The sequence below is a fragment of the Mycobacterium sp. DL440 genome, from assembly GCF_011745145.1.
Lineage (GTDB): Bacteria > Actinomycetota > Actinomycetes > Mycobacteriales > Mycobacteriaceae > Mycobacterium.
This window is the reverse complement of sequence record NZ_CP050191.1, coordinates 1,730,836-1,757,271: the sequence shown is the minus strand read 5'-3', so window position 1 is coordinate 1,757,271 and position 26,436 is coordinate 1,730,836. Positions and strand designations below refer to the sequence as shown.

The 26,436-nt window shown below is 64.2% G+C and carries 26 protein-coding genes, 4 tRNA genes and 1 pseudogene; 18 read left to right on the top strand and 13 right to left on the bottom strand.

Translation table 11 applies throughout. The features are described from left to right. Genes HBE63_RS08745 through HBE63_RS08735 form a run of 3 tightly spaced genes read left to right on the top strand, consistent with a single transcriptional unit; the run spans nt 1 to nt 4,483 of the window. Entirely contained in the window at nt 1-1,623 is a 1,623-nt protein-coding gene (locus HBE63_RS08745) for an ABC transporter ATP-binding protein (protein ID WP_166904398.1), read from the top strand. Next, nucleotides 1,623-3,263 carry an ABC transporter substrate-binding protein gene (locus tag HBE63_RS08740; RefSeq protein WP_166909557.1) on the top strand — a complete coding sequence of 547 codons (1,641 nt, stop codon included), beginning with the start codon at nt 1,623-1,625 and terminating at the stop codon, nt 3,261-3,263. The genes HBE63_RS08745 and HBE63_RS08740 overlap by 1 nt, the downstream gene beginning before the upstream one ends. A 5-nt stretch (nt 3,264-3,268) precedes the next feature. Then, on the top strand, nt 3,269-4,483 hold the full coding sequence (locus tag HBE63_RS08735) for an acyl-CoA dehydrogenase (RefSeq protein ID WP_166904397.1): 1,215 nt from the start codon (nt 3,269-3,271) through the stop codon (nt 4,481-4,483). Nucleotides 4,484-4,550: 67 nt separating this feature from the next. Here the strand turns inward: HBE63_RS08735 and HBE63_RS08730 are convergent, their stop codons facing one another. From HBE63_RS08730 to HBE63_RS08720, 3 genes are read right to left on the bottom strand one after another with little or no spacing between them, the layout of a single operon-like run. Further along, nucleotides 4,551-5,348 (bottom strand): NADPH-dependent oxidoreductase, encoded by a 798-nt coding sequence (locus tag HBE63_RS08730; protein WP_166904396.1) that lies wholly within the window; start codon nt 5,346-5,348, stop codon nt 4,551-4,553. After that, nucleotides 5,345-6,364 (bottom strand): aldo/keto reductase, encoded by a 1,020-nt coding sequence (locus tag HBE63_RS08725; protein ID WP_166904395.1) that lies wholly within the window; start codon nt 6,362-6,364, stop codon nt 5,345-5,347. The genes HBE63_RS08730 and HBE63_RS08725 overlap by 4 nt, the downstream gene beginning before the upstream one ends. A 33-nt stretch (nt 6,365-6,397) precedes the next feature. Continuing rightward, a complete protein-coding gene (locus tag HBE63_RS08720; protein ID WP_166904394.1) occupies nt 6,398-7,351 on the bottom strand; it encodes a TauD/TfdA family dioxygenase in 954 nt (317 codons plus the stop codon). 345 nt (nt 7,352-7,696) lie between these two features. Here HBE63_RS08720 and HBE63_RS08715 point away from each other — a divergent pair, with 345 nt between their 5' ends. Continuing rightward, nucleotides 7,697-8,629, top strand: a complete 933-nt coding sequence (locus HBE63_RS08715; RefSeq protein WP_166904393.1) for a LysR family transcriptional regulator — start codon at nt 7,697-7,699, stop codon at nt 8,627-8,629. A 47-nt stretch (nt 8,630-8,676) separates the two neighbouring features. Continuing rightward, complete coding sequence (locus HBE63_RS08710; protein WP_166904392.1) at nt 8,677-9,699, top strand: ketopantoate reductase family protein; 1,023 nt, start codon at nt 8,677-8,679, stop codon at nt 9,697-9,699. A gap of 41 nt (nt 9,700-9,740) precedes the next feature. On the opposite strand, the pseudogene HBE63_RS08705 reads toward HBE63_RS08710, so the two are convergent. After that, nucleotides 9,741-9,896, bottom strand: a pseudogene (locus HBE63_RS08705) (cytochrome P450); the annotation flags it as partial. Then, nucleotides 9,862-10,758, bottom strand: a complete 897-nt coding sequence (locus HBE63_RS08700; RefSeq protein ID WP_166904391.1) for a polysaccharide deacetylase family protein — start codon at nt 10,756-10,758, stop codon at nt 9,862-9,864. The gene HBE63_RS08700 and the pseudogene HBE63_RS08705, both read right to left, overlap by 35 nt. 59 nt (nt 10,759-10,817) lie before the next feature. On the opposite strand from HBE63_RS08700, the gene HBE63_RS08695 reads away from it, so the two are divergent. Both HBE63_RS08695 and HBE63_RS08690 read left to right on the top strand, forming a co-directional pair. Beyond that, nucleotides 10,818-11,174, top strand: a complete 357-nt coding sequence (locus tag HBE63_RS08695) for a MerR family transcriptional regulator (RefSeq protein ID WP_166904390.1) — start codon at nt 10,818-10,820, stop codon at nt 11,172-11,174. 28 nt (nt 11,175-11,202) lie between these two features. Next, entirely contained in the window at nt 11,203-11,919 is a 717-nt protein-coding gene (locus HBE63_RS08690; protein ID WP_166904389.1) for a TVP38/TMEM64 family protein, read from the top strand. A gap of 3 nt (nt 11,920-11,922) precedes the next feature. On the opposite strand, the gene HBE63_RS08685 is transcribed toward HBE63_RS08690, so the two are convergent. Both HBE63_RS08685 and HBE63_RS08680 read right to left on the bottom strand, forming a co-directional pair. Then, nucleotides 11,923-14,322: a Tex family protein gene (locus HBE63_RS08685; RefSeq protein WP_166904388.1), complete on the bottom strand. Its 2,400-nt coding sequence runs from the start codon at nt 14,320-14,322 to the stop codon at nt 11,923-11,925. Between the two features lie 105 nt (nt 14,323-14,427). Next, a tRNA-Val gene (locus HBE63_RS08680) sits at nt 14,428-14,502 on the bottom strand. Between the two features lie 211 nt (nt 14,503-14,713). On the opposite strand from HBE63_RS08680, the gene HBE63_RS08675 reads away from it, so the two are divergent. The 4 genes from HBE63_RS08675 (at nt 14,714) to HBE63_RS08660 (ending at nt 15,505) form a co-directional block, all read left to right on the top strand. Beyond that, nucleotides 14,714-15,124, top strand: a complete 411-nt coding sequence (locus tag HBE63_RS08675) for a hypothetical protein (protein ID WP_166904387.1) — start codon at nt 14,714-14,716, stop codon at nt 15,122-15,124. 109 nt (nt 15,125-15,233) lie between these two features. Then, a tRNA-Gly gene (locus HBE63_RS08670) sits at nt 15,234-15,306 on the top strand. A 33-nt stretch (nt 15,307-15,339) separates the two neighbouring features. Next, a tRNA-Cys gene (locus HBE63_RS08665) sits at nt 15,340-15,413 on the top strand. 17 nt (nt 15,414-15,430) lie between these two features. Continuing rightward, a tRNA-Val gene (locus HBE63_RS08660) sits at nt 15,431-15,505 on the top strand. A 166-nt stretch (nt 15,506-15,671) separates the two neighbouring features. Here the strand turns inward: HBE63_RS08660 and HBE63_RS08655 are convergent. After that, nucleotides 15,672-16,241, bottom strand: coding sequence for a hypothetical protein (locus tag HBE63_RS08655; RefSeq protein WP_166904386.1), 570 nt, complete (start codon nt 16,239-16,241; stop codon nt 15,672-15,674). 88 nt (nt 16,242-16,329) lie between these two features. Further along, entirely contained in the window at nt 16,330-17,523 is a 1,194-nt protein-coding gene (locus HBE63_RS31875) for an NUMOD4 domain-containing protein (RefSeq protein WP_166904385.1), read from the bottom strand. Between the two features lie 156 nt (nt 17,524-17,679). Here HBE63_RS31875 and HBE63_RS08645 point away from each other — a divergent pair, with 156 nt between their 5' ends. Further along, nucleotides 17,680-18,795 carry a three-Cys-motif partner protein TcmP gene (locus tag HBE63_RS08645; protein WP_166904384.1) on the top strand — a complete coding sequence of 372 codons (1,116 nt, stop codon included), beginning with the start codon at nt 17,680-17,682 and terminating at the stop codon, nt 18,793-18,795. On the opposite strand, the gene HBE63_RS08640 is transcribed toward HBE63_RS08645, so the two are convergent. The 4 genes from HBE63_RS08640 to HBE63_RS08625 form a co-directional block, all read right to left on the bottom strand. Then, nucleotides 18,788-19,534, bottom strand: a complete 747-nt coding sequence (locus tag HBE63_RS08640) for a DUF5131 family protein (RefSeq protein WP_166904383.1) — start codon at nt 19,532-19,534, stop codon at nt 18,788-18,790. The genes HBE63_RS08645 and HBE63_RS08640 overlap by 8 nt on opposite strands. A 369-nt stretch (nt 19,535-19,903) precedes the next feature. After that, the gene (locus HBE63_RS08635) at nt 19,904-20,047 is read right to left on the bottom strand and encodes a hypothetical protein (protein ID WP_166904382.1); all 144 of its coding nucleotides are present in this window, start codon (nt 20,045-20,047) and stop codon (nt 19,904-19,906) included. Next, complete coding sequence (locus HBE63_RS08630; protein WP_166904381.1) at nt 20,044-20,262, bottom strand: hypothetical protein; 219 nt, start codon at nt 20,260-20,262, stop codon at nt 20,044-20,046. The genes HBE63_RS08635 and HBE63_RS08630 overlap by 4 nt, the downstream gene beginning before the upstream one ends. A 305-nt stretch (nt 20,263-20,567) precedes the next feature. Further along, on the bottom strand, nt 20,568-21,098 hold the full coding sequence (locus HBE63_RS08625; RefSeq protein ID WP_166904380.1) for a hypothetical protein: 531 nt from the start codon (nt 21,096-21,098) through the stop codon (nt 20,568-20,570). A gap of 189 nt (nt 21,099-21,287) precedes the next feature. Between HBE63_RS08625 and HBE63_RS08620 the strand changes: the two genes are divergently transcribed. From HBE63_RS08620 to HBE63_RS08595, 6 genes are all read left to right on the top strand, one after another. Next, nucleotides 21,288-22,265, top strand: coding sequence for a toll/interleukin-1 receptor domain-containing protein (locus tag HBE63_RS08620; RefSeq protein WP_166904379.1), 978 nt, complete (start codon nt 21,288-21,290; stop codon nt 22,263-22,265). Nucleotides 22,266-22,488: 223 nt separating this feature from the next. Beyond that, on the top strand, nt 22,489-23,319 hold the full coding sequence (locus HBE63_RS31330) for an HNH endonuclease (protein ID WP_243858571.1): 831 nt from the start codon (nt 22,489-22,491) through the stop codon (nt 23,317-23,319). 497 nt (nt 23,320-23,816) lie between these two features. Next, complete coding sequence (locus tag HBE63_RS08610; protein WP_166904378.1) at nt 23,817-24,125, top strand: WXG100 family type VII secretion target; 309 nt, start codon at nt 23,817-23,819, stop codon at nt 24,123-24,125. After that, entirely contained in the window at nt 24,125-25,510 is a 1,386-nt protein-coding gene (locus HBE63_RS08605; RefSeq protein ID WP_166904377.1) for a WXG100 family type VII secretion target, read from the top strand. The genes HBE63_RS08610 and HBE63_RS08605 overlap by 1 nt, the downstream gene beginning before the upstream one ends. Then, nucleotides 25,507-25,839: a hypothetical protein gene (locus HBE63_RS08600; RefSeq protein WP_166904376.1), complete on the top strand. Its 333-nt coding sequence runs from the start codon at nt 25,507-25,509 to the stop codon at nt 25,837-25,839. Before HBE63_RS08605 ends, HBE63_RS08600 begins: the two co-directional genes overlap by 4 nt. Before the next feature lie 129 nt (nt 25,840-25,968). Beyond that, entirely contained in the window at nt 25,969-26,409 is a 441-nt protein-coding gene (locus tag HBE63_RS08595; RefSeq protein WP_166904375.1) for a hypothetical protein, read from the top strand. Nucleotides 26,410-26,436 lie beyond the last annotated feature (27 nt).

Sequence of the window (26,436 nt, the reverse complement as noted above, 5' to 3'; positions counted from 1 at the left end):
ATGAACTCCCCTGCACTGCTGTCGCTTTCCGGTCTGACCATCGAGTATGCGCTGGGCTCCCGTGACGCCGGGTCCGACCGCGGCGAGGTGGTCCGCGAGGCCTCGTTCGATGTCGGAGCCGGCGAGGCGGTGGCCCTTGTCGGTCAGTCCGGATCGGGCAAGTCCACCATCGCGCGCGCAGCGCAGGGCCTGCTGCCCACCAACGGCCGGGTCACCGCGGGAGACATCCTCGTCGAGGGTCGCGTGGTCACGCAGCTGCCGCAACGACGGTGGCGCGAGCTTCGCGGCAGCACCATCGGTTTCGTCCCACAGGACCCGCTGGGCTCACTGGATCCCCTCAAACCGGTCGGCGACCAGATCGCCGAAGTGCTGCGGGTGCACCGGATCGCCGATCGAGCCGGTGCCCGCCGGCGGGCCATCGAGCTGCTCGAGCACGTCGGTATCGCCGAGGCGGGCCGCCGGGCCGGCGACTACCCTCATCAGCTCTCCGGCGGGCAGCTGCAGCGCGTGCTCATCGCGATCGCCATTGCCGGCGAACCCCGGCTGCTGATCGCCGACGAGCCCACCTCCGCACTCGATGTCACCGTGCAGCGGCGAATCCTCGAGCTGCTCGACGAGTTGCGCGTCGAGCACGGACTCGGCGTCCTGTTCATCACCCATGACCTCGCGCTGGCCGAGCAGCACAGCGACACCGTGGTGGTGTTGCGCGACGGCGAGGTGCGCGAAACCGGCTCCACCGCAGGCGTGCTCGCCGCACCGAAGGACGAGTACACCCGCCAGCTGATCGCCGCGGCACCGGCGCTGTCGCCGGACAAGTACGCACACCTGCCAACGGCGGCCACGGCCGCCGAACCGATCCTGCGGGTGGACCGGCTGGTGAAGCGCTATGGCGAGACCCGTGCACTCGACGCCGTATCGTTCGATGTCCGTCCCGGGTCGATCCATGCCCTGGTGGGCGAATCCGGCTCGGGCAAGACCACTGCGGCGAGAGTGCTGGCGGGACTCACCGACTTCGACTCGGGCGAGGTACAGGTCAACGGAGCCGTGCGGACCGCGCAATCTCCGCTGCGCGCCGCACAGCAGCGCGCGCAGGCCCGGATACTGCAGTTGGTACACCAGAATCCACTCGCCGCCCTCGATCCACGGATCACCATCGGCGAGGCGATCGCCGAGCCGTTGCGGATCAACCGCATCGGCTCCCCAGCTCAGCGCCGCCATGAGGTTACCGAGGTACTCAACCGCGTCGGGCTGTCTGCCGGCCTGGCCGACCGCAAGCCGCGAGAGATCTCCGGCGGGCAACGCCAGCGGGTGGGGTTGGCCCGCGCCCTGGTGCTGCATCCGGCGATCCTGGTGCTCGACGAGCCGACCTCCGCGCTGGACGTCCACGTGCAGGCACAGGTGGTGGACCTGCTGATCGACCTGCAACAGGAACTGGCACTGACCTACCTGTTCATCTCCCACGACCTCAGCCTGGTCCGCCAGATCGCCGACCATGTGAGCGTGCTCGAACACGGCCGACTGGTCGAAACCGGCGCCACAGCGGACGTTTTCGTCGCGCCCTCGGCGGCGTACACCCGTCGCCTGCTCGACGCGGTCCCCGGCGTACCGGCGCGTGCGGCGTGATGATCCGGCACGCGGTCACCCTGCTGGCCACAGTGCTGGTCGGCACCGGAGGCGTGAGCGCTTGCAGCGCCACCGAACACACGCACATCGGGTCTCCCGGCGCCCGGGGTGGCGACCTGACCTACCTGGACGCCGAGGCACCGGCCTCTCTGCAGATCCAGGTCAGCTACTGGCAGAACAGCCTGCTCAAGGACCAGATGCTGGACCGCCTGGTCTACCAGGACCCCAAGACCTTCGATTTCGTGCCGTGGATCGCACAGAAGTGGACCGTCGACCCGTCCAAGCGCATCTACGAATTCACCATCCGCGACGGAGCCAGCTACAGCAACGGCCAACCGGTCGACGCCGAGTCGGTACGCCGCAACCTGGAATGGGAAGCCAACGGAGACAAAGCCAAAGGCATCACGCGCAACACCTATTTCCCGGAGGTCGACTCGATCACGGCCGACCCCGCGCGCCGCACGGTTCGCGTCACGCTCCGCAAGCCGTACGCGCCGTTCATCGCGGTGCTGTCGTTGAACACCTCCGGTCTGGTCGCCGACGCCACGATCGACGCCAGTAAGGAACAGCAGTCTGTCGTCACCAACCTGATCGGGTCCGGGCCGTTCGTCGCCACCTCGGAGATCCCGGACAAGCAGATCGTGCTGTCCAAACGCCGGGGCTACAACTGGGCGCCGGCGACCGCACCGCACCAGGGTGAGGCGTATCTGGACACTGTCACCGTCATCCCGGTGACCGAGGACAGTGTCCGGGTGGGGGCGCTGCGGGCCGGGCAGGCCGACGCCATCCGCTACTCCCAGCCCCCGGATGAGCGCCTGCTGTCGCGGGAAGGCTTCGACGTGCGCGGGCTGCGCACCCCCGGCCTTGCCAACACGCTCGACGTCCGGCAGACCGCTCCGTTTATGCGGGATATCAACGTGCGCAAGGCGATCGGCTTCGGAATCGACCGCAACGAGATCCTGCACACCCTTTACACCGACAACTGGAAGCCCGCCCACAACATCGTCACCGAGAACTTCCCCGGCTACACCGACCGCAGCGACGCCGTCCGCTTCGACCCGGACGAGGCGGCACGGCGGCTGGAAACCTCCGGATGGACCCACGTCAACCCCGACGGCTACCGGGTCAAGGACGGCCAGGAGTTGGCCGTGAAGATCTATGTGGACGTCTACGACCACACCGCCAAACCGATGTACGAACTGATCCAGCGGCAGTTGCGACGCCTCGGCATCAGGCTGGTCATCCGCCAGACAGACTTCGCCAACTATCCCACCGCCAGCGTCGAGGATTCGGTGGGCCTGCGGCGCAACGGCTGGCCCACCGCCGACCCGGTGCGGCTGTGGCAGAACTATGACAGCAAGGGCGGCGATCTGTACGCCCTCGACGGCGCGAACCCCGCGATCGACCGCTTGCTGCATGCGCAGATCGAAGCCACCGACCCGGCCCAGCGACTGAAAGTGCTTGAGGAGTACAACAACTACGTCATCGACAATGCGTACTCCATCCCGCTGCTCGAAGACACCCAGATTTTCGCCGTCGCCCCACGGGTGCGGGGATTCACAAACGCGGCCAACTCGGTGCCCTGGTTTTACAACGCCTGGATCGACGACACCTCGGCCGCAACCACCGGAAAGGATTGACACCGATGAGCACCGACTCGGTACTGACGGCGCGTGCCGTTCCACGAGGACAACAGCTACAGGGGGTGTTGGACGCGATCGCCACCGACTACCGCAGGCGCCTCGACGAAGGCGGACAGGAACCACCCGGGCACGGTCTGACCCTGGTGCGTGAGCATCGGCTGGGCGCGGCACGACTGGCGGGCGAACTCGGCGGCGGTGAGTTCACCGTGCCCGAGTTCTTCGAACTGGTGATCAGGTTGGCCCAGGCCGACCCCGACCTGACCCACATCCTGCGGGTGCACTACGCGACAGTCGAGGAACTGCAACGCCTCCCGGGTAGCCCGGTCAAGGACCGGTGGCTGTCGGTGGTGGCCCAAGGTCACCTCATCGGCGGGGTGAGCTCTGAGCTGACCAGTGCCCGGGTGGGCGGCCAGGCCTATGACACGAAGCTGGTGCGCTCTGCCGACGGGCTCCGACTGAACGGCCGCAAGTTCTACAGCACGGGCGCCCAGTTCTCCGATTACGTGCGTGCCACCGCCGAGAACGAAGACGGGACGCCGGTCGCCGCGGTGGTGCCGGCCGACCGGGCCGGCATCATCCACGCCGACGACTGGGACGGCATCGGACAGCGTCATACCGGCAGTGGGACAACCATATTCGAGAACGTCGCGGTACACGATGACGAGGTGCTGGCGGTCGGTACGAAGGTGGGCGTGGACCGGGCCCGCGGCGCGTTGGTGCAGCTGTACCTGCACGCGATCGCGGCCGGAATCCTGCGGACCCTGACCGCCGAGGCGGCCACGCTGGTACGTGATCGTCACCGCACCTACACCTTCGCCACCACCGACACCCCCTCGTCCGACCCACAGCTACTGGAGATCGTCGGCGAGATCGACGCGGTGGCCTACGCGGCTGAGGCGTTGGTGCTGCGGGCGGCGACCGAGTTGGCCCCGGCCCTCGATACCGCCCGAATCAGCGGGATCGACGCCCGTCTGGAGGATCAGGGCGCAGTGGCCGCCGCCCGGGTCAAAGTGGCCATCGAACAGCCCGCCCTGCGGGCCGCCTCACGGGTCTTCGATGCCGGCGGCGCCTCGTCGGTGCGGTCGGCATCGCATCTGGACCGGCACTGGCGCAATCTACGTACCCTGTTCTCCCACAACCCGACCATCTACAAGGCACGGGTGCTCGGCGATGCCGCAGTCAACGGAGCGACGCTGCCTGATTCGGGATTCTTCTAGCGCCTGCTCCTGCTTGTCACGCCAGCGTGGCTCCCGCGGCCGAGAGCCACGCTGGCGTGACAAACCCTCAGCGCGAAGGCAGGCCCAGGCGGTCCAGTTGCTCACGCAGCCGGTGTCGCCCGGACAACGAATGCGGGCCCGCCAACCGGCTCAGCACCCGCTCACTCCAGCTGCCCGACAGACCGTAGCGATTGTTGTACACCGCCAGGCGATCGTCATAGGCAGGCAGATGCGAATCCGCCGCCTGCGCGTCATACTGCTCGCGGTGCAGCACCGCATCCCGGGGCAACCGCGGTTTGATTCCGGCGTTTTCCGTCGGGTCCGGGGTGCCGACAGCGAGGCCGAACGTCGCGACGGCGTGTGGCGGCAGTCCTAGCTCGGCTGCCACCTCTTCGGGGTGGTTGCGGATGGCTCCGACGAAAACCGTGCCCAGCCCCAATGATTCGGCGGCCACCACCGCATTCTGCGCGGCCAGTGCGGTGTCGACAAATCCGATGATCGTGGTCTCCAGATAATCCGCACCATCCAGCGCGACCCCGGACCGTTGCGCCAACCGACGCGCCCGCCCCAGATCAGCCACCCAAACCAGGAACAGCGGTGCCTCGTTGATGAACTGCTGATTGTTGGCCAGTGCAGCCAGCCGGGTCTTGCGCTGCGGATCGCGGATGGCGATCACGCTCCACGGCTGGAGATTCGAGCTGGTCGCCGCCGACTGGGCGGCGGCGACCAGCGCCGAAAGTTGCTCATCGGTCACCGACTGGGCGGTGAACTTCCGCACCGACCGGTGCGCCAGTTGCAGTGCCAGCGTCTCGCTGTGCACCGCCAGCGCCGCGTCAATGTCGCCGTAACGGGCGATGACGGTCACGAAACCACCGCCACTGGAGCCTCCACACCTAGGTGCTCCGGCCTGATCGACCGGTGGCCCGCCACCTGGTCGGCGATGGCCTCCAGCCGGCTCAGCTGTTCGTCCCCAAGTGTCACCGGGAGCGCACCGACGTTCTCCCGCAGGTACTCGAGGTGCCGGGTCCCCGGGATCGGCACCACATCCTGCCCACGCGAGAGCACCCAGGCCAGCGCGACCTGGCTGGGTTGAACACCGATCTCAGCCGCGATCTCAGTCACGGTGCCGGCCAGGGCCCGGTTGTGGTCGAACGCGTCGGCACCGAAACGCGGATGTCGGCTCTGCACCCCCTTGACATCCTGCGCACTGCGCACGCGGCCGGTCAGCCAGCCGCGTCCCAACGGCGAGTACGGCACGATCCCGATACCCAGTTCACGGGCGACCGGCACGGTATCGGCCTCGATATCCCTGGTGAACAGCGACCATTCGTTCTGGATCGCGGCGATCGGGTGGACCGCGTGGGCGCGTCGCAGCGTCTGCGGGCCGGGTTCGGACAGGCCGATGTGGCGGACCGTTCCGGCCTCGACCAGCTCTGCGAGCGCACCCACGGTGTCCTCGATCGGCACCTCGGGATCGACGCGGTGCTGGTAGTACAGGTCGATGTGGTCCACTCCAAGACGGCGCAGCGAACCTTCGATCGCGGTACGGACGTATTCGGGTCTTCCGTCCAGAGCCCGGGCATCGGGGTTGGTGTCGCGGTCCAGCGCGTTGCCGAACTTGGTGGCGATGGTCAGGGCGTCGCGGCGGCCCTTGATCGCCTTGCCGAGCAGGATCTCACTGAACTCCGGGCCGTATACGTCCGCGGTGTCGAACAGGGTGATGCCCAGATCGATCGCCTCGGCCACCAGTTCCGTCGCCTGCTTTTCGTCCTCGGCTCCGGCGGAGGTCCGAAAACTCATGAACCCCAGTCCGATTGCCGAGACGTCCGGGCCGCCGGTGCCCAGGCGGCGCTGCTCGATCCCCGGTTGAGTCACTGTCATACTTGCCTGCTTTCTAGTTGTGGTCGTGCTTGATCAGGAACCGTAGAAGGCGTCGCCGGAGACCGAGTCGGACGTGCGGCCGTCGACACCCTGGGGCACATCTCCTTCGAGGGTGACGCGGTAGAGCACGCGGTCGTAGTCGAGGTGGCCGGCATCGGCGATCGCCAGGTGTGCGGTGGCCCGGTTGTCCCAGAACGCGATGCTGCCCGGCGCCCAGCGGAACCGGACCGTGTACTCGGTGCGCGTCGCCTCATCCCACAGCAGCTTCAGGATCGCCTCACTCTGCGTCGGTGAGTAACCCCGGATCTCGCGGGTACCACGGGTGAAGCCGGGACTGACGAACAGTGCGCGCTCCCCCGTGACCGGGTGCACGCGGACCGCGGGATGATAGGTCACCAAGTTCGCCTCACGCACCTTCCGGTCCCGCTGGCTGCCGGCCACCGCGCGCGCATTGAACTGGTGCCTGATGTCGAGCTTGTCGGCAAAGTCCCGCAGATCCTTGGGCAGGTTCTCATACGCCGCAACGAGGTTGGTCCACGCGGTGTCACCGCCGTAGGGCGGCAGGATGTGTGCGCGCAGAATCGAGGCCGCGGGCGGGTTCACCAGTGCGGTGACGTCGGTATGCCAGCTGCTGTCGTACGAGGTGCGCTTGCGGCCCAGATGACGCTCGTAGCGCCGGCTGTCGATCGGCAGGATCTCAGGGAACCCGTCGGGCGCTTCCTCCTCATGAGGATGGGCCGGGGTCACCTTGCCGAACTTCCGCGCGAACGCGACCTGTTCGGCATGCCCGATCTCCTGATCGCGGAAGAAGATCACCTTGTAGGTGTGCAGCGCACTGCGGATCTCCTCGACGACGCTGCTCTCCAGCTCGCCGCGCAGGTCGACCCCGCGGATCTCGGCGCCGATGTACCCGGCGACGGGCACGACGTCCAGACCGGTGTCGGTGAGAGTGCTGTTTTCCCTGAGTTTTTCGGTGATGTCGGTCATGCGCGGGCTCCCTTGTCTTGACTCGGTGTCGGACTGCTGTGGCCAGAGTCGGTGCGCCGAGGGCGACGAACAACAGTCTTTTGCTACCGGAACCCTTCAGCGCGCCTTAATCTCGCGTGAAGCCTGGATGACACGAGAATTACAATTTCGGTGATTCCTGACGCTGCACGCCGAAAAGCCCTGTTCAGAGCGGAGTGCTGGCACAACACCGAGTATCATTTCGCTGCGCTCGCCCGACAGTTCTGTCATTCTGGCGACCGTGAATCCGACGGACTTCACCACTTGCCTCCGCGCCGAACTCACGCGCGTCGACGGCGTGCCCCGTCACCTCCCAGGGGGTGGGCGTTGCTGGACCTACGTCGGATGATGCTGCTGGCGGATCTGGCCGACCTCGGATCGGTCACCGCGGTGGCCGCGCATCGCAACATCACGAGTTCTGCAGTTTCCCAACAGCTTCGCGTGCTGGAAGAGGAAGCCGGAGCAGTACTGTTCCGTCGCGACGGGCGCACCCTTGGGCTGACCCGCAGCGGTCAGGTGCTCGCCGAGCACGTCCGTCGCGTCCTGGTCGCCGTCGACGAGGCCATGAGCGCAGTGGCCGAAACCCGGGACCGGGTGGCCGGGCAGGTCGCCATCGCCACGTTCAACATGGGGATTCCCACGCTGGCCGTTCCCCTGATGCATCGCCTCAGCAGCGAAGCACCGGATCTTCGCGTGCAGGTCCAGCAGGATACGAGCGCTGCCGCGCTGCGGCTGCTGCGCCAGGGCGAGGTCGATGTCGCGATCACGTGCCAGTACGACTTCCTCGGCCCAGACCCGACAGGCGGCCTGACCACCACGCCGTTGTTGTTCGAACCGCTGGTGCTGTTGGCCCCCACAGAGTCACATCTGAGGATCCGCAAACAGGGCCTGTCCGCCCTGGCCGAAGGGTTCTGGGTGACCGGACCGCAGAATTCCGGTCTGGGAACCGCCGCCGTACATGCCTGCGAGAGCGCCGGTTTCACCCCGCAGGTCAAGCACCGGCTGATCGGCGCGCAGAACATCTGCGAGCTGGCGGCCACCGAGGTAGCGTCGGCCATCGTGCCCCGGTTGTCGGTGCCGGGCAACCTGGAAGGTCTGATCGTCGGAGACCTCGCCCTCGGCGGTCGCGCCATCAGTGCCGTCGTCCGCGCCGGCAGGCAGCGCGATCCGAACCTCGCGCTCATCCTGCGTACGTTGCGGACGATCGCAGATGAGGCACTGCCCACGCAGTCCTCCGAGCCACTCGGCGTCGCATCGTGATACGCCGCGATCGTGTCCTCAACACCGAAGAATCGAGGCGACCTGCGATGGCGAGAACTTTCACCCGACCGTTCGTGGTGTACGGAGTCGGCGCGATCGGCGGTGTGATTGCCGCCCGACTGCGGCTGGCCGGGTTCGACGTTACTGCCGTCGCCCGCGGCGAACACCTCGACGCAATCCGCTCCCGCGGCCTCACCCTGGTGACACAGACCGGGACCGACACCGTGGCACTGCCGACCGCGGCAGGCGCCGGCGAGGTCGACTGGTCGGCTGACCCGGTGGTGATACTGGCGGTCAAGAGCCACCAAACTGCCTCGGCTCTAGCCGATCTCAGCGCGCACGCACGGTCGGACACACCGGTGTTCATCGCTCAGAACGGTGTCACCAACGAGGCTGCCGCCCTCCGGATGTTCGCCAACGTGTACGGCGTCACGGTGATGCTCCCGGCCGCTCACCTCGAACCCGGCGTGGTCATCCAACAGAGCCATCCGGTGGCGGGGATCCTCGATCTCGGCCGCTACCCCACCGGCCAGGACAGGCTGGCCGAACAGACCGCGGCCACGCTGCGCGAGGCCGGATTCCATTCGCTGGTGCGCGATGACATCGTGGCGTGGAAACACCGCAAGCTGATCGCCAATCTCGGTAACGGGGTGATCGCGGTGTACCGTCCGGGACCCGACGCCAACGAATTGGTCGCCCGCGCCCACACGGAGGCCGAACATGTGCTCACGGCCGCCGGGATTCCCTTGGTCACCGCCGAACAGGATGCACGACGCCGCGGGGATCTGCTGCAAGGCCGGGTCAACGGTGACTACTTGAGCTCCACCTGGCAGAGCGTGGCCCGAGGCCACACTCAGGTCGAAACCGACTGGTTCAACGGCGAAATCGTGTTTCAGGCCCGCCTGCACGGTCTGCGCGCACCTGTCAACGAGCTGATCCAGCGGGTCACCGCTGACCATGCCCGGGTGGGACGTCCGGTGCGTTCACTCGACGCGGCCGCCGCACTCAAGAAACTCGGGGCCGCCACGATTCCGCCGCGCCTCCACGACATTCCAGTCGCGTCGCTCTAGGCAGCCGAGGTCCACGCGGCGCGCAGGTGTTTGACGCCGTGCACGATCTCTTCCACTGCCGTCGGCGATACCTCGTCGAAGTCGTTCCACCATGTGGCACGTTCGTCGGGATAACGGCTCAGCGCCACCATGCCATGACTGATCGCGTTGCGGGTCGTATCGTTACCGGCGGCCGTCAACAGGATGAAGAACGACGCGTTCGCAATCATTCCGGCGGATTGCCGCGATCTCATCGCTGGTCGTCAACCACGCGTCAGGTTGCGCGGCTAGGTACTCCAGAACCTGCTCGAGGTACTTGTGCCGGAAGGGTTGCCCGATCACGAAGGGGTGCAGCGCCAATGCCATCACCCGGCCACTGGTAGCAGAGTCCGCGTGCAGCTGCTCGTACTGATCGATCACCATTTGCACGAACTCTGGCCCGGTGAAGCCTTTTCCGAAGATCAGAAGATCGTTGAGTTCCACCGAGTACGGCACGCTGAACATGCCTGGGACTGTCAGCGGGTAGGGCTGGTCATCGTTGGTCCAGTCAAGGACATAGTGAAAACCGAGTTCAGCCAACAATTCCGGAGTGTGAGCGGTTTCGGTCAGGCCCGGCCCCATCCAGCCGCGCGGGCGCCTGCCCGTCGCATCGGCGATATCGGCGGCGATCGTGGCGAGAATCCGACGCTCCTCGCCGACGGCCAGCCCGGTGTGCAGAATCGAGTTGGTCTGCCCGTGCGCCAGCCACGTCCAGTTCCGTTCCACGCCGGCGGCCACGATCTGCGGATGATGCTCGATGACAGCCGAATTCAGCAGCACGCTGGGACGGATGCCGTGCCTGTCGAAGGCGTCGATCGTGCGCCAGATCCCCACCCGGGCCCCGTAATCCCGCCAGCCGTAATTGAGCGCATCGGGGGTCAGCTCCGCGGTACCGGGCCAGATACTCGTCGAGGGCCGGTCGGCGAGGAAGTGTTCGACGTTGAGTCCGATGTAGACCGCGACGCGTGCGCCGCCGGGCCAGCTGATGGGTGCACGTTCGATGATCGGGCTGTAGGTGAAAGGCGGTTGCAACGTGGTCATGACGAACGGTACGAGCTGACACCGATGTCAGGGTCAAGTCGCGTCGGTATAACTGGCATATGCGTATAGGCGAACTCGCACGCCGCACCGGGGTCAGCCAACGGTCGCTGCGCTATTACGAAGAGCAGGGCCTGTTGGTGTCCGACCGCACCCCGGGCGGGCAACGCGAGTATCCGGAGAAGGCCGTCGACCGGGTGATCCGCATCCAGGAGCTCTTTGCCGCCGGGCTGCACAGCCGCACCATCTCGTCGCTGCTGCCCTGTATGCGCGATGCCGACGGCGGACCTGCCCCGCAGGCCACACCCCGCCTGCTCAGCGAGCTTTCCGCCGAACGCCACCGGCTCGAGCAGGCGATCCGGGACTTGTCGACGTCACGCGAGATTCTCGACGGGGTGATCGACGCGGCGTCGGGGTGACGCACGATGCGGAACAATCGTGTGCGCGATGACTGACGACGACAATCCCCCCGCCATCAACCGGCGACCGCACATACTGCGGCTCCTCGCCTTCGCGGTGTTTCTCTTCGGCCTGTTCTATCTGGTGGCCATCGCCCGCGTCATCGATGTCGACGACATCCGGGCCCTCGTCGCCTCGACAGGACCCGCCGCGCCGCTGGCCTATGTCGTGGTGTCGGCCTGCCTCGGCGCGCTGTTCGTGCCCGGTCCGATCCTGGCCGCGGGCAGCGGTGTGCTGTTCGGGCCGGTGCTGGGCACCTTCGTGACCTTGGGCGCGACGGTGGGCACGGCCGTGGTGGCCAGCCTGATCGGCCGGCGCGCCGGACGGGACAGTGCCCGGGCCCTGCTCGGGGCGCAACGGGCCGACCGACTGGACCACCAGATCCAGCGGGGCGGCCTGTGGGCGGTGGTCGGGCAGCGTTTCGTGCCCGGACTATCCGACGCACTGGCGTCGTACGCCTTCGGCGCGTTCGGTGTGCCCTTGTGGCAGATGGCGGCCGGGGCGTTCATCGGCTCGGTGCCGCGCGCGTTCGTCTACACCGCCCTTGGCGCGTCGATCGGCGATCTCTCGGCCCCGCTGGCCTATACGGCGATCGGGGTGTGGTGCGTGACGGCGATCGCCGGGGCGTTCGCAGCCCACCGCGGCTACCGGTCCTGGCGCCGTCACCACTCCGAGGCCGATCAGGCCCCGGAGCAAACCTCGTAGCCGCTACTTTCCGAAACCTGCGTTGCGCAGCGCATCAGCCATCGAGCCCGTCGGCTGATTCGACTCGCGGCGACCGGAGTTGTTGCCGCGGTTCTGGTTTCGCCGGTCCCCGCCGCGGCCCTGGTTGCCCCCACCACCCGGGTTGCCGCCACCGTCGCGACGGTTCGGGCCGCCCTGGCCGCCCCGGTCGGGCCGCTTGCCCTGCTGCGGAGTGTCGTTGAGCCTCAGGGTCAGGCCGATGCGCTGTCGCTCCACGTCGACGTCGACGACCTTGACCTTGACCACCTGTCCGGACTTCACCACCTCGTGCGGGTCGGAGATGAACCGGTCGGCCATCGCCGAGACGTGCACGAGACCGTCCTGGTGTACACCCACGTCCACAAAGGCGCCGAAGGCCGCGACATTGGTCACCACGCCCTCCAGCACCATGCCGGGCTTGAGGTCGCCGACCTTCTCGACACCGGCGGCAAAGGTGGCCGTGGAGAAGGCGGGCCGTGGGTCGCGTCCCGGCTTCTCCAGCTCGGCCAGGATGTCGGTCACGGTCGGAACGCCGAACCGTTCATCGGCGAAGTCGGCGGGCTTGAGCCCGCGCAAGGTGCGCTCGTCACCGATCAGCTCGGCCAGCGTCACGCCTGAGCGATCCAGGATGCGTCGCACCACGGGGTAGGACTCGGGGTGCACCCCGGAGGCGTCCAGCGGGTCCTCACCGTCGCGGATCCGCAGGAAGCCCGCGCACTGTTCGAAGGCCTTGGGGCCCAGGCGCGGAACATCCAGCAGCGCCTTGCGGCTGCGGAAGGCGCCGGCGCTCTCGCGGTGCGCCACGATGGCCTCGGCCAAGGATTCGGTAACCCCGGACACCCGGGCCAGCAGCGGCACCGAAGCGGTGTTGAGATCCACACCCACCGCGTTCACCGCGTCTTCGACGACGGCATTGAGGCTGCGCGCCAGCGAGCCCGGCGTCACGTCGTGCTGGTACTGCCCCACCCCGATCGACTTCGGGTCGATCTTGACCAGCTCGGCCAGCGGGTCCTGCAGGCGACGGGCGATCGAGACCGCGCCGCGCAGCGTCACGTCGAGGTTGGGCATCTCCCGAGCCGCATATTCCGACGCCGAGTACACCGAGGCACCGGCCTCGCTGACCATGGCCGTCACCGGCGCTTTCGCCCCGGCCGACCGGATGTCGGCGATCAGCTCACTGGCCAGGGCATCAGTCTCGCGTGAGGCGGTTCCGTTGCCGACGGCGATCAGATCGACGTTGTGCCGGGCGATCAGGGCCGCCAGGACGGCTTTCGACTGGTCCCACTGCTTCTGCGGCTGGTGCGGGAAGATCGCGCACGTGTCCACGACCTTGCCGGTGGCGTCGACGACGGCGACCTTGACCCCGGTGCGGAATCCCGGGTCCAGACCCAGAGTTGCGCGGGTGCCGGCCGGTGCGGCCAGCAGCAGGTCCTTGAGGTTGCGGGCGAATACCGCCACCGCCTCCTCTTCGGCGCGCTGACGCAGCCGGATGCGGGCGTCCACAGCAGCCGAGATCATCAGCTTGGCGCGCCAGGCCAGCCGCACGGTGGTGGTCAACCACGGGGTGGCCGGGGACTTTGCGGCCATGTCGATGCCGAGCGATTGCGCGATCATCGCCTGGTACAGGTCGTCCTCGCCGCCGTCGAAGTTCAGGGACAGCGCCTGTTCCTTCTCGCCGCGCAGCACGGCGAGCACCCGGTGCGACGGCATGTTCTCCAGCGGCTCGGAGAACTCGAAGTAGTCCCGGAATTTCTGTGCGGCGGGGCTTTTCGCTGCCTCCTCGGACCACGGGCCGGTACGCAGTGAGCCATCGGCCCAGAATTTCTCGCGGGTCGCGCCGACCAGCTCGGCGTCCTCGGAGGCCCGCTCGATGATGATGTGGCGGGCACCTTCGAGCGCCGCCGACGCGTCGGCGATGTCGTCGTTGAGAAACTCGCCGGCAACCTCGTCGGGCACCAGCGTCGGATCGGCCAGCAGCCGCTCCGCCAGCGGCTCCAGGCCGGCTTCCTTCGCGATCTGGGCCTTGGTGCGCCGTTTGGGCTTGTAGGGCAGGTAGATGTCCTCGACCCGGGCCTTGGTGTCGGCCATTATGAGCGCAGCCCTCAATTCATCGGTGAGCTTGCCCTGCTCCTCGATGGAGGCCAGGACGGCTTCACGACGCTGGTCGAGCTCGCGCAGGTAACCCAGGCGCTCCTCCAGGGTGCGCAGCTGGCCGTCGTCGAGGCTGCCGGTGACCTCCTTGCGGTACCGGGCGATGAACGGCACTGTCGCGCCCTCGTCCAGCAGGGCCACCGTGGCGACGACCTGCCCTTCGCGCACGGCGAGTTCCTCGGCCAGACGGGCAGTTACGGATTTGATGGTTCCGACGGTCACGCTCTGAGTCACGTCGGAGGACCCTACCGAATCGGACGGACAACACTCCGTCACGCCGGCGTGTGTGTTCGGCCACGAAAAAACGGCCCCGGATTTCTCCGAAGCCGCCTGAGGTAATGGTGGTCCCGGCTGGGTTCGAACCAGCGACCTTCCGCGTGTGAGGCGGACGCTCTCCCACTGAGCTACGAGACCGTGGGAACGACGTCGAACACTAGCACGCATCCGCGGTCCGGCCCGAATCGGTATCCGCCCGATTGACTTGTTTGATTTGCCAAATATGCACGCCGACGTGGGCGTATGGTCACCCGTCATGGTTCACCTGCGGGTCCGCTGGCGAGGCGTCGGCGGCGCGGTTTTTGCTGCTAGTGCACTATTTTCAGGCTGCCACAGCACCCCGGCCCCCATGACAGATCGAGGCTCGGCCGTAACGCCGAACATCCAGAGCGTCGCAGACCTGGTGAACCGGCAGGTCACGGGGCCGACCGGCTTCAGCTCACCCTCGGGCAACGTGCGGTGCCAGCTCGACGCCACGACTGCGCGCTGCGACATCGCCGAACGTAACTGGGCCCCACCACTGCGACCGGCCAGTTGTGCGGTCGACTACGGCCACGGGATCACCCTCAGCCCGGGCCGGCCCGCGCAATTCGTCTGCGCCGGCGGCACCACGCCGAGTGCGGGTGTCCAACTGGGGTACCGGGACTCGGTCACCGCCGGGACGCTCCGCTGCGAGAGCGCCGGGACGGGCATCACATGTCTCGACACCAAAACCCGTCGCGGATTCACCCTCTCGCGCACGGCCTATCACCTTTTCTGAAACACCGTCTTTGGCCGCGCGTTGCCCGCTCGTAATGGGGATTTGTGTCTGCGCGCATCGGTGGACTAATGTTCTGCATCGCGACGGGCGACGATCTCGCTCGTGGCGCGCGGATGTAGCGCAGTTGGTAGCGCATCACCTTGCCAAGGTGAGGGTCGCGGGTTCGAATCCCGTCATCCGCTCGAAGGTGCGATTTGTGGCATCAAAACCCCAGTGGTGGAGTGGCCGAGTGGTGAGGCAACGGCCTGCAAAGCCGTGCACACGGGTTCGATTCCCGTCTCCACCTCCAAGAAAGAGTTTCAACCCGCGCGATTAGCTCAGCGGGAGAGCGCTTCCCTGACACGGAAGAGGTCACTGGTTCAATCCCAGTATCGCGCACCAGAGTTTTACCTGTTCAAAGCCGCTTTCGCAGACTTGTCCGAGAGTGTGTGCCCAATACTCCGGAGCATCTTCGAGGCTGGGCGCGTGCTTGAGAGGCTTACCGTGCATCGGCGCCCGGCACCATCGAATGAGCGGTGGCCCTAGCAACCCGGCGCGTTTGCCCGGTTCACCTGACGGCGGGCAGGCTGGAGTCGTCGACGATCTTCGGGTGGTCGAAGTCCGCCCACTGGTTGTGCAGGCCGTCCTTCGAGAGGATCCGACCGTTGCTCAGCTCGATGCGTTGTTTGCGGCGAATCAATTTCTTGGCTAGCTCCTCTATTTCGGGCCAGGCTTGTTCAAGCTCCGACGCCCAGCCAGGGCAAGGCGGCGTAACCGATGGCGGGTCCGCGGGCATGGGTAGCCCCGACTTAAGAGCATCTTCCGCCGCATCCACCCACGCGTCGACATCGTTACCGAAGCGCTTCTCATAGAATTTCCAGTCGAAGAAACTCTGCGTCTGGAAGATCTCCACTACTCGTTGCGTCGTCGGGTTGGCCTCCCACCGCGCCCGAGTCCAGGGACCTGCCCAGACTTTGAACGCCTGGTCGGCGGCTTGATCGTCAGTGGAGGTCTCCTGCAAGTGCTTCGCCGGGTCCGTCAGATTGATGTATGTCACGTATCCGCCGCGCCGCATCGATGCCACGGCGTGCCCTGCCTCGTGGTAGGCGGCGCGGATCCGCACCTGCTCAAGCTTCATAGGGCCAGATTAGAACTTCCGGTTTCCAGACCGCGGCGAGGCGCGAAGCATCGCATCGGCCGTGTCCTCGACCCGTCAAAGATCGCTTTCATTTGCCTGACGCGAGGCGCTCGCGACGGGCGGCCGCGCGGCAGGCGTGGCTGCAGGTGCGAGCGTCGGAACGCTTTGCTTCCATCAATTTCCCGCACTGTTCGCACGGCCGGGGAGTGATAGCTTGACGGCTTACGGCAGTCTTTTGACGTTTGCGGTCATTCCGGCATGTCCTGCACGAACGTGACCGCTTTGATCCAGACACGTCGATTATCGTGTTGTCCGGCGTGTACTCATGCCCGCGCGGACAGTGAGTTCTATCCCTCATGTGGCCGCGGGGGGATAGCGGTCGGCGGCGGAGCACCGCTGCGGCGGAACATGCACGGCATGCACGGTGGCCGTTGCGATTAATCATCACGTTCTCGACGGTGAACTCATGGCCGTGCTTGCAATGGGTCTTACTGGACATCGGATGAGTGCCATGCACTACGGTGTCGCGAGCGTTGTTTTCCGGAGTGTCCCAACGGAGGTTGTCGAACCGATTGTTGGACGGGTCGCCATCGTTATGGCAACCCACCATTCCGTCAGGGCGCGGACCGACAAACGCTTCCAGCACGATGGTGTGGACGGGCGGCGATGCCTTCTGGCCGTCCTTTGCCAAATGGACTGTCTGGTATCCATACGAACTGATGGCAAGGCTCTTGAGATGACCGCGGCGAAAATAACGTGAACCGCCCCTGCCGTTGACAATTCGGCCCAGGATCCTCACGCGGCCGTGGGAGGACACCTCGTATAGGCTCTCGTAGCCTACGACCGGGCGCCACTCCTCGCCCGCAATGCTCTCGTACTCGTACTCAAATTCGCGCGGGCCTTTCTGAGATCGCTGCGTCCCATGCTTGACAGCGTCCAACGAATTACTCTGTGGAGTGTCCCAGCGCAGGTTCTCAATCCGGTTGTTGGACGGGTCGCCATCGTTATGGCAACCCAAGAAGCCAGCGGGGCGTGGCTCTACAAACGCTTCCAGCACCAGTGCGTGAATAAACCGGAAGGTCGAATTACCTTCCCTCGATAGTCCATACGATTCGTGCCCGGTGCGGTGCCGCTTGGGCTTCAGGATCTTCCCTCGGCGAATGTTTTGAGAACCTGCTCGTCCTGAGACCACTCGGTCTAACGACCGAAGCCGCCCATGCGAAGACACTTCGTAGAGACTGTCCCAGCCGACAACCACCGGCTTCCAGACTTCGGGTGTCATAGGCACTCTCCGAGCACCGAATTAGGATACTTCGAATCCGACATCTCAAGACTGTGTACTAAAGCGATTTGCCCGGTTCTGGGCGCGTGATGCGCGACCTCGTCGACGTCGCCAATTACGATCGCAGCGGACATTCGAGGAGTCGGGGGTTGGTTGGTGGCGGGCGATAACTACGACACGGTGTGGGCAGCGGAACCGCACACCCTCGCGAAGCATGAGTTGCTCCGGCGCTACCTCGGCGGCTGGTTTCCGATCATGACCAGCTACCACCAAAAAGTCATCTACCTTGACGGCTATTGTGGCCCAGGCACCTACGAAGACGGGGAGCCGGGGTCCCCCCTCATCGCGCTCAGGACGCTGCTCGATCACACTTACGGCAAGAACATGTCCGGCAAGCAGTTCCTTTTTCTGTTCAACGATGACAATGAAGCACGCACGGACCAGCTCACCCGAGTTTTGGCCGTCGAGAAAGACTCTCGCGGCGGCAAGTGGCCTGCGCACATTGCAGAGCCCAACGTGTCATGCGGCAGTTTCGACGACACCGCTCAGCATCTGATCACGATGTCCAAAGAGGCCGGACGCCGACTGGCTCCGATCTTTGCCTTTGTTGACCCGTTCGGATGGACTGGTCTGCCTCTCGCGACGTTGCGCGACCTTCTCCAAGACCCTGGTTGTGAGTTGTTTGTTCTGTTCTCTTACAACGCAATTCAGCGCTGGACGACCTTCGAGGGCACCCGTCACTCTTTAACCGAACTTTTTGGTACGACCGAATTCGAGCAAGCCCCACTCGGATCGGGACGAAAGGAGTTCCTGCGCGACCTCTACGCGCGACAGATCCGTGATGTCTGCAACTTCCCGTACGTGTTGGACTTCGAAATGGTCAACGCCAAGAACCGAACCAGCTACTTCCTCTTTTACGGCACCCGTCATGTGAGGGGTCTGGAACTCATGAAGGAAGCCATGTGGAAGGTCGATGCCGACAACGGCCGAATGTTCTCCGACCTCACTGCCGATTTAGATACGTTGTTCGACCCGAGCACGTTTCACGCGCAGAATCTGCAAGACCTGATCATGCGCAGGTTTGCAGGGACCACCGTCAGCGCACCCGATATCAAGAACTTTGTCCTCGTCAGTACCGACTATCCACCAAGCATGATGCGCAGACATGGCCTAATACCGCTCCAAGCGGCCGGAAGAATCTCGTGCGAGGGTCAATCGCGGGCGGGAACCTTCCCCGATCGCGTCAAGATCACGTTCCCGCCGCTCAGATAGCGGCGCGTAATGGCATCTCGTCCCACAACCGTCCGTCTAGTTCCCGGCCTTCAGCCTTTGGAGTCCGCCCGCCCCACTGCTTGAAGAAGAACGCGACTCCTGCGTCTCGGCAGTCGTCCCGGATGCCGCGTACCCATTCGCCATCGAGCGGGCGATGATTCACGCCGGACTCGCCCCCGGCGATTACCCAGTGAATCCCGTCGAGGTTGAGTCCGTCGAGAGGTCCTATCAGTGGCTCACACGACAAGAATCGGACGGCCGCGGGAACGTCGCGAAGATGGTCGACGCGCGGCAACGCATCCGAGTTTTCGACCGACACGCCCATCCACAGATTGCTTGGCCAGTCGAGACTTTCGCCGAGTCGGCGCAGCCGCAAGCTGCGCTTGGTCAGCACCTGATAGGTGTGCTGAGGCGTGTCGCGGCACACGTCGAAAACGTCCCGGATAAAGCCGATCGGCACGCGCGCGTGGAACAGGTCCGACATCGAGTTCACGAATACAACGCGCGGTTGGCGCCAGCGGCGCGGCTCATCGAGTGCTTGCGGATGGACGGTGACGCCGAAGCCCGGTCCCGACGTGCGCGGGTCACCGTCATTCTGATACTTTGCGGATCCCATGGCCTTCAACCGTTTTGCCAACGTCATGGCGTAACAGTGGTCGCAGCCCGCGGAAACGCGGTCACAGCCGGTGACGGGGTTCCAGGTGGCTTCGGTCCATTCGATCGCCGATCGGTCAGCCATGCATCACCTCGAAGTCCGTTGCGTTCACCCTAGGTCACTGCGATTGGTGATCACGTCAGGATCGCCAACCGTGTTGTTGCAGATCGCCGCAACGCTATTCGATCGCAAAGGCTATCGGCGAGGTCCGACACCCGGTCATAGCGAGCACGGCGACGCATACTCATCCCGACGAGTGTTCTCCTGCGGCACGCGCGCCAGGGTAGGCCTTCATCGCTGGTCCACTCTCGACCCGTACGTGCGATCCTGAGGCACCTTCACCTGGATGACGCCAGTGCAGCCGACCAGGAGACCGGCATCTGTGACTGGCTCGCCACCCATCCGCCAGCGCCGATGACGGAGTACTCGCTACGAGACCAAGGCTTCGGCCACCTACTGGGCTGAGTCCCGTAGTCGCTGCTCGTAGTTCGACACCGGCAGCTTGACGCCCAGCAACCGCTCCGCATCCCGCTTGCGGGCTACCAGCCCCTCATAAGTGAGAGGCACCGACCGCGGAGACAACTCGTCGTCGATCACCGTACGCGTTCCCCGAGCACGGCCAGGACCTGATCCTCCGACACCGACCGGATGTTCGGATCCCACTGCATCTCGTCCACGACATCGTCGTCATCGACCCACTGCCGCCGATCCCAGTCCCAGATCTGCGGAACGAGGTCAAAGTTCTCCAGCGGGTCGGAGGCAGCACGAATCAGCAAGGCACCTTGCCCAAACTGCTCCATCCAGTACTTCACGCACGAAAGCGTAACCCTGCCCCCCTGACCTGCACCTTTGAACATCATTCCGACGGATCCTAGATGCCGGTGAATCGCAGCTCTGTGGTCAGCCCAGGTGCGTCGACCCAGCGGTCACGCTTGGCGTTGTAGGTCTGCAGCCTTCGCCTCTGAGAATTCCGGCCCGAAGGGCGCATCGGTATGCACCCGGGCAATGTGGCCGGCGCCATCGGTGAAGTACCGCATCACACCCGCCCTTCGGTCGGAGTCACTTCATTGTCCCAGCTCAGGGCCGGGAGGTAAATGCGCCCTGCAACTGCCCCGGTTCACCACTCCTCGGGCGGAACGTCAGTCAGCTGACTCGCCATCGGCTCGTGCACCGAATTCCCGTCGTACTCAGGTTGAGGACGTTCAACTTGGAACGGTGCGTGATAGGCAGCCCGCCGAAGTTCTGTCAATCCCCGGTGCGCCAACTGGATTGCTGTCGTCGCATGTTCACCCTCACGACGTCGCGCATGGATGACGTCGTGATAGAAAACCACTCCCTGCAGCCGCCGGCTGAAGATGTCGGCCGCACGCCGCACATCAGGATCGGGATGCCCAAACGCCAGGATGTTTAGCTTCGGCTGGATGTCGTTCTGCAATCGGTCCTGGAGCTCCATGGCACGGTCCCAGACCTCTTTCTGCTGGGCTTCGTCGTATTCGCGGTCGAATACACCAGCCGTGAACATGGCTACCTCGCGAAACAGCTCCCGGTTCCAATAGCGATCGGCCTCGGCAACAATCGCGATGGTCTGCTCATGGAGTTGTCGCACGAACGCGCGGTATTCGGCATTCAGGACGTCGTTGTCAGTCATGCCGCAGCACGGTATCGGAAGGCACCGACACGTTACGCCAGGTCACGTTCATGATGGACGCAACTCTGGACACGTACCTCATAGAGAATGTGCAGGTCGCCCATGCACGCGAATTCGCGTGCATGGGGTCATGACGAGACCTCGGGGGATCTCTCAAGCGCCCGACGGCTATGCCGCAGAATAGGCTGCGTGACCTCCGTTGCGCCTCGCGTGTTCATGTCCTATTCGCACGACGACGAGGAGCATGCGGACTGGGTTTTGAAGCTCGCCACCAGACTGCGCGGGAACGGGGTTGACGTCTGCCTCGACAGATGGGACGTCACCCTGGGCGGCAACCTTTCGCTCTTCATGGAACGCGCTGCCAGCGACGACTACCGCGTAATCGCCGTGGTATCCGAAAACTACACCCGCAAATGTGACGACCGCAGCGGCGGCGCCGGCGTCGAGGCGCAAATGCTCTCATCCCGGTTGTACAGCCAAATGGGTACCAACGCGTCCAACGCGATCATCCCCATACTCAGAAACAACCCACAGGCCGAACTGCCAGCATTCCTCAGCGGCCAGCTCTGGGAAGACTTCCGCAACGACAGCATCGAGGAGTCCGCGTACGAACGCCTCCTGCGCAATATCCACGGTGTGCCCGTCGACGCCGTACCGCCACTCGGTACCAATCCATTTGAGGGACGCACCTCCGTCGAAGCGACGCTTGCCATCAGGAACTCGCCGAGCCGCTGGCACAACCCTGCGTTTCACGGCGACGTCGAATTTGTGTGTTCACAAAACAGCGGGCACTACAAGATCGGGTCAGGCGATTCGCAATTCACCCTGGACATCGACTGGCTCGGCCTCAGCGGTCTCCGCATATATCGCGATCCTGCCGACATCGCCCACGTAGCCGCCTTCAACAAAATGCGGGAACATACCGAACTGCTGGCGGACGTGTCTCAGTTCGAGACCAGTAACCGGGTCGTCTACGCCAACGTCGGAGATGCCTTTGTGCTTCACAACCACAAAGGGTTCTGGGCGCTCGTCTACATCGACAAGCTCTACCAGCGCCAGGGACCCCTCAATCGCGAGGATATCGTCGAGTTCCGCTACGCGATCCAACCCAACCGAAAACCGGACCTAAGCGACTTCGCTTTCCCGGGCAGTGCGTCGACAACCTGAATCGCGGAACGCGGCAGCTGACCTGCATTCTCCGAGGGACAAACCTGAGGTATTTGGAGAACAACGGAAGGGGGCGATCAGATGCAGTACTTCCGCAACCCCAGTTTGTCGAACTACCTCAGTCGAAGTAGCTCCGCTTTGGTCGGTTTCTGCGTGTCGAATTAGCAGCAGCAGTGCACGTAGCTGATCAACTGTGTCGGCGCTCAGTGGAACACTGGCCCATATGAAGGACGGGTCGCTTGGAGAAGCTGATGATGTTGTGTGGGTTCGAGATCTGAAAACCAATCGTCCTGACGAGAAGTACTTTGCTCTCAGGCTGGGAGCGGATCGTCGGGGAAACCCCTTCTGGGGAAAACACACGCACTTTGTCGGTTGGTCCAAGCGAAACCCTCGCTGGGAAATTCGGGAAGCCAGCCTCGTCGATGCAAGCTGGTTCATATGGTTATGGACGGACCAGAAGCAGGACTGGATCGTCATACATGACGATCTAGCCTTTGCCCTCTTCCTCCGACAGGGCGGACACGCACTGGTCGAAAAGGGATACGCCGAGGCTCACCTGCCAGACGTGATCGGTCCCTACGAGTGCATGCACGACGGTGCCGTAGAGGTCGGTGGATTTGGCTTCCTTGGGACTGATCATTTCTCGGACCAAGCGATCGAGCGTCGTGCCCCCAACCGCACCCTGCGCATGCGGGTGCTCAAACGCGACAACTACCGGTGCGTGATATGCGGCCGCAGGGCAAAGGATCACATCGATCTGGAATTGCATGTCCATCACCTCATTCCACGGCGAATGGACGGTCCGACAGCAGAAGAAAATCTCGTTACTCTCTGCGGCACCTGCCACAAGGGACTCGTCCCGGACTTCCAGCCAATACTGCGTGAGCTAGCCGGATTGCCAGGGCCTTCAAGCCCGCTCAACCAGCGCCACACGGAGTTCGATGAAGAGGTCGCTCGGTATCGAACGTGGGTTGCTCGACAGCTTTCAGAGCACGATGCGGAATCAACCCGGGATCATCCACCGAACGGTCGCGATGATGCGGCGAGCGCGTAGCGAGATCGCGAACCGAAGTGAACCGACCCTAATTCTCCCCGGCCGAACATCAACGCACCGCACGTTTCTCACACGCATCCGGGACACGCGGCGGTGCTAGTCCCTTGGCGGACTAAAGGAGTGGAGACCGAACGCCAGCCAGGGCCTGGAGTGCTCGGCGTCAGCACTCGGTGTGAACACTTCGTACCACTCCCGTGCGGTCGGGCTGTACCGCTCGCGCCATTCGCCAGCGTGGATCTTCGCGGTCACGACCAGGATGCCATCGGGTTCCGTCGTGCAGGAGTACGTAACCCCTGAATCACTAAGCTGCCGTGGCTTCGGCTCGTTCGTGAAACTTCACAGTCACTCCTGCGCGAACCGTCTGCGGTGCGTGACTATCCGTCGGCTTGAGCCCTCTGGGGCGTCTTTTGCGTTTGATCGGGAATCCGCGGGAAGCGTGGTACCCGCAGCCAGGTAGCCTAAGCACTTAGCTAACACTGCTTACTGAGGGGGAAGCAATGTCGCAGTCGCTGAAAGTCGATCCGACGCACCTGTTCATGTCCGCTGATCACCTCGATATGCACGAGGCCGACCACGCCCAGGCGCAGCAGTCGGCAAACGCCGACATCGCAGCTGCCGGCTCGGGATGGGTCGGATCATCGGGTGACGTGCTCAAGGGCAAATTGAGCCATCTTCAGACCGTCGCCGATCACATCAGCAGCGAACTGACCCATCATCGTGACGCGTTCCGCCATATCGGCAACAAGTACGAGACCATCGACCAGGACGCAGCGGTCGACTTGCTCCGCATCCGCCAGAACCTCTGATGTCTCTGACGCTCGCCGACGTCGAACGGTGGAATGCGGGACAGGTCCGGGAAGTGTCGACAGCGCTAGACACCAGCTCCAGTTCGATGGACGGAGTCAAGGACGGTCTCCGGGGTCTCCCGATCCTCGGCACCTGGAGCGGCCAGGCCGCAGACGCTGCAAACGACAGCCTCGACAAACTCGGCACCTATCTGTCGAACCACGTCGCTGCCCGCCAGGAGGCATCGAAGGTCATCTCCAAGGCCGCCGATGAGATCGACGGCCTCAAATCGTTCCTGCAGAACGTGCAGGAAATGGCGCGCGGCAAGTTCGATATCAACCTCGAAACCGGAACGGTGACGCCGCTGACTGATGACGTCAACCAGGACGACCTCGACTACATCACCACGACGCTCAAGCAGCTTTTAGCCTCTGCCGAAATGATCGACCGCGAACTGGCGCACGGCCTCAACCTGCTCGACGGCACCGATGAACCGGGCAATCCGCCCACCATCCCGATCAACCAGAACGACGAGCGGTCGCGCTATCAGATCGAAGCGTTCAAGAAAATCTACGGTCGCGATCCGGTCACTGCCAACGATTGGCGGATGGCCGCCGGCCTGGACCCCCACAGCTACAACCCGAAGAACCATGGAAAACCTGCCGAGATCGTCGCGGGCCGATTCACCCCACAGCCGGGCAAAGGCGTGGTCCGCAGCAACTGGTTCATCCCCGCGGCCGAGGTACAAAATATGCCAAAGGACTTGCAGGACCTAGTCGACTTGAGGCTGCTTCCGAAGAATTTCGGGGACAATCGTGGCCCAAGTGCCACCATCGATCCCGAACACTCTCGTGTATCACTTTTCGTGGATTACGAGAACGGTGTTGTCGCCATCCGGCAGAATCCCACCACCACTGTCGACGGGGCACGCGGCGGCGCCGACACCGCACCACCACAGATCCACGTGGTCGAAGCCCCTGACGGACGAATGACGATCGACTACAACACCTGGGATGCCTACGAATTTTCCGGAGGCGTGGCGCTAGATTTGACGGTCAACGGTCGGATCACTCTGGACCCGCAAGACAATGGCACAGTCAACCTGGGCGGTAACACAACGATCTACCCGAGCATGGAGACGTACCAGTATCGCGAAGGGATACCGCCAGAGGTGCTGCAATGGACTCCAGCGAACTCGGGCAGTGACCTTGGCCCGGCAACCAGCCTGATGCGCCATCACTGGATCGGCGACGCCACACTCCCGCCCGTGCGCCCCGATATCCCGGACTGGCGGTGGCAGCTAGAGAACGCGATTCCGTTCGCGCCGGACCCGTTCAACCAGCACACCACGAAGCTCACTGATCCCTCAGAAGGCCTGATTCCCAATGTAAGTGAGGGACGATGATCACATTCTCCAAGCCGACCAAGCGGCGCGTTTTTCGGTCACTGGTGGCTGTGGTGCTAGCGAGCTGCGTACTGACTGGTATCGCGGTCTGCATCGGGTTTATTGTCAACCACGAGGGCGAACCGGTATCGGGCGGTGAATATGTGCGCCTGGCGCTGCTTAGTCTGACGCTATGGGGACCGATGTACCTCGTCATCGCCTGGCCGCTGAGCGTTCCACTCGTCGCCGGCATCACAGCCCTGGTCGCCTATACCCACGTAGGCGTCGACGAAGTCGCACTGCCCGTTGACCCGAAAGTCACCTTGCCAGAAGACAATCCCGAGCAGTAGCCCACTCCCGGGGCCTGAATGTGAAGCTATCGACTAATCGCCGCCGACAAGCCGCAACCGCGCGCCCTAGGACTGGCGGGTGCACACCGATGCGTTTCGGAGCGGTATCCCCACTGTAGGTACAAGACGATGCGATTCAATAAGCCGTCAGCGTGGCGATGGTTCTGGTCAACTGTCGGGACAGCATTCGTGATCTATGTAGCGACCGTGATCGTTGTTTATGCCGTGGCGCTCTCACCCGGTAGCGGTGTCGAGACGCAGTCCTCGAACAAATACGTCGGCCTTCTGATGTGGGACCTGGCTCCGGTATTCATGTTGTCGTTCTGGTTCGTCTCCATTCCCCTCATCGCCGCCCTCGGAGCGTGGTGGGCGTGGACGCATATCACCGACAAAGACTCCACGTCTCGCGAACCCACCTCGACGCTCGGCGCTGATGACGTGACAGTCGCATCGCAGGAAGACGATCACGAGCACGAGCACGAAAGATCGCGGTCTCGCGTCTGCGCGGCCATTGCGCCGTCCAGATGTCGAAGGTCGCGCAAGTGGCTACCGGGCGGCACTTCTCAATGAAGCTGCTGAGATACGGTTGCCGACCGG

Coding starts and splice junctions, on each gene's coding strand:
- HBE63_RS08745 (WP_166904398.1), top strand. CDS start 1: ATGAACTCCCCTGCACTGCTGTCGCTTTCCGGTCTGACCATCGAGTAT.
- HBE63_RS08740 (WP_166909557.1), top strand. CDS start 1,623: ATGATCCGGCACGCGGTCACCCTGCTGGCCACAGTGCTGGTCGGCACC.
- HBE63_RS08735 (WP_166904397.1), top strand. CDS start 3,269: ATGAGCACCGACTCGGTACTGACGGCGCGTGCCGTTCCACGAGGACAA.
- HBE63_RS08725 (WP_166904395.1), bottom strand. CDS start 6,364: ATGACAGTGACTCAACCGGGGATCGAGCAGCGCCGCCTGGGCACCGGC.
- HBE63_RS08720 (WP_166904394.1), bottom strand. CDS start 7,351: ATGACCGACATCACCGAAAAACTCAGGGAAAACAGCACTCTCACCGAC.
- HBE63_RS08710 (WP_166904392.1), top strand. CDS start 8,677: ATGGCGAGAACTTTCACCCGACCGTTCGTGGTGTACGGAGTCGGCGCG.
- HBE63_RS08700 (WP_166904391.1), bottom strand. CDS start 10,758: ATGACCACGTTGCAACCGCCTTTCACCTACAGCCCGATCATCGAACGT.
- HBE63_RS08695 (WP_166904390.1), top strand. CDS start 10,818: ATGCGTATAGGCGAACTCGCACGCCGCACCGGGGTCAGCCAACGGTCG.
- HBE63_RS08690 (WP_166904389.1), top strand. CDS start 11,203: ATGACTGACGACGACAATCCCCCCGCCATCAACCGGCGACCGCACATA.
- HBE63_RS08675 (WP_166904387.1), top strand. CDS start 14,714: ATGACAGATCGAGGCTCGGCCGTAACGCCGAACATCCAGAGCGTCGCA.
- HBE63_RS08655 (WP_166904386.1), bottom strand. CDS start 16,241: ATGAAGCTTGAGCAGGTGCGGATCCGCGCCGCCTACCACGAGGCAGGG.
- HBE63_RS31875 (WP_166904385.1), bottom strand. CDS start 17,523: ATGACACCCGAAGTCTGGAAGCCGGTGGTTGTCGGCTGGGACAGTCTC.
- HBE63_RS08640 (WP_166904383.1), bottom strand. CDS start 19,534: ATGGCTGACCGATCGGCGATCGAATGGACCGAAGCCACCTGGAACCCC.
- HBE63_RS08625 (WP_166904380.1), bottom strand. CDS start 21,098: ATGACTGACAACGACGTCCTGAATGCCGAATACCGCGCGTTCGTGCGA.
- HBE63_RS31330 (WP_243858571.1), top strand. CDS start 22,489: ATGAAGGACGGGTCGCTTGGAGAAGCTGATGATGTTGTGTGGGTTCGA.
- HBE63_RS08610 (WP_166904378.1), top strand. CDS start 23,817: ATGTCGCAGTCGCTGAAAGTCGATCCGACGCACCTGTTCATGTCCGCT.
- HBE63_RS08605 (WP_166904377.1), top strand. CDS start 24,125: ATGTCTCTGACGCTCGCCGACGTCGAACGGTGGAATGCGGGACAGGTC.
- HBE63_RS08600 (WP_166904376.1), top strand. CDS start 25,507: ATGATCACATTCTCCAAGCCGACCAAGCGGCGCGTTTTTCGGTCACTG.
- HBE63_RS08595 (WP_166904375.1), top strand. CDS start 25,969: ATGCGATTCAATAAGCCGTCAGCGTGGCGATGGTTCTGGTCAACTGTC.